Origin of the sequence: Maribellus luteus (assembly GCF_003576475.1) — a bacterium.
Lineage (GTDB): Bacteria > Bacteroidota > Bacteroidia > Bacteroidales > Prolixibacteraceae > Draconibacterium > Draconibacterium luteum.
Genome location: NZ_QWGR01000152.1, coordinates 1 through 607 on the forward strand (window position 1 = coordinate 1; position 607 = coordinate 607).

General features: G+C 66.7%; 1 protein-coding gene. It reads right to left on the reverse strand.

The features are described 5' to 3' along the window. Nucleotides 1–151: 151 nt before the first annotated feature. Nucleotides 152–607, reverse strand: a 456-nt coding sequence (locus D1614_RS28370; RefSeq protein WP_147384394.1) for an ABC transporter substrate-binding protein, incomplete at its 5' end; no start/stop codon positions are given.

Below are 607 nucleotides of genomic sequence, written 5' to 3' on the forward strand. Positions count from 1 at the left end.
CAGCGGGCCGCTGGCGTGTCGTTAAAGGTTTCGCCGTAAGGGCGGATGGGCCATCCTGATCCGAGGCTCCCTGAGCCTCGGAGTCTGTCAAGGAAACATCCGCATTGCGAAGTCGCCCAGGCTCGCGTGTCGGCACCAGCGGGCCAATTGCTCAGCCGACGAGGTGGCCGTTGCTGCCGATCATCGTGACGTCAACGTAATCCAGCCCGGCGTGGTTGGCGCGGTCGTAGTGGACCCGCACGCCGCCAAAGTCGCGTGTGCCGAAGCCTTCCAGCGCCTGGATAAAGCCGTCGCGCGTGGGGTTGCTGCCGCAGGCGCGCAGGCCGTCCACGATGACACGGGCGGTGAGAAAGCCTTCCACCGCTTCGTAGGTCTGGTTGCCGTGGTCGCCAAACTTGTCGTTGGCTTCGCGAAACGCGCGCACCAGCGGCTGGGTGCGTGCATTGGGCCCGGGCATGACCTGCGTGACAGCCACGCCGTGGGCTAGCGGCCCGGCTTTCTCGAACACGGTCTTGGGCGTGGTGACCGACAGGATCCACGGCTGCGGCAGCGGCACGGGGCCGTGCTTGGCCTGATAGCGCGTCAGCATGTCGGCCACCGATGCTGG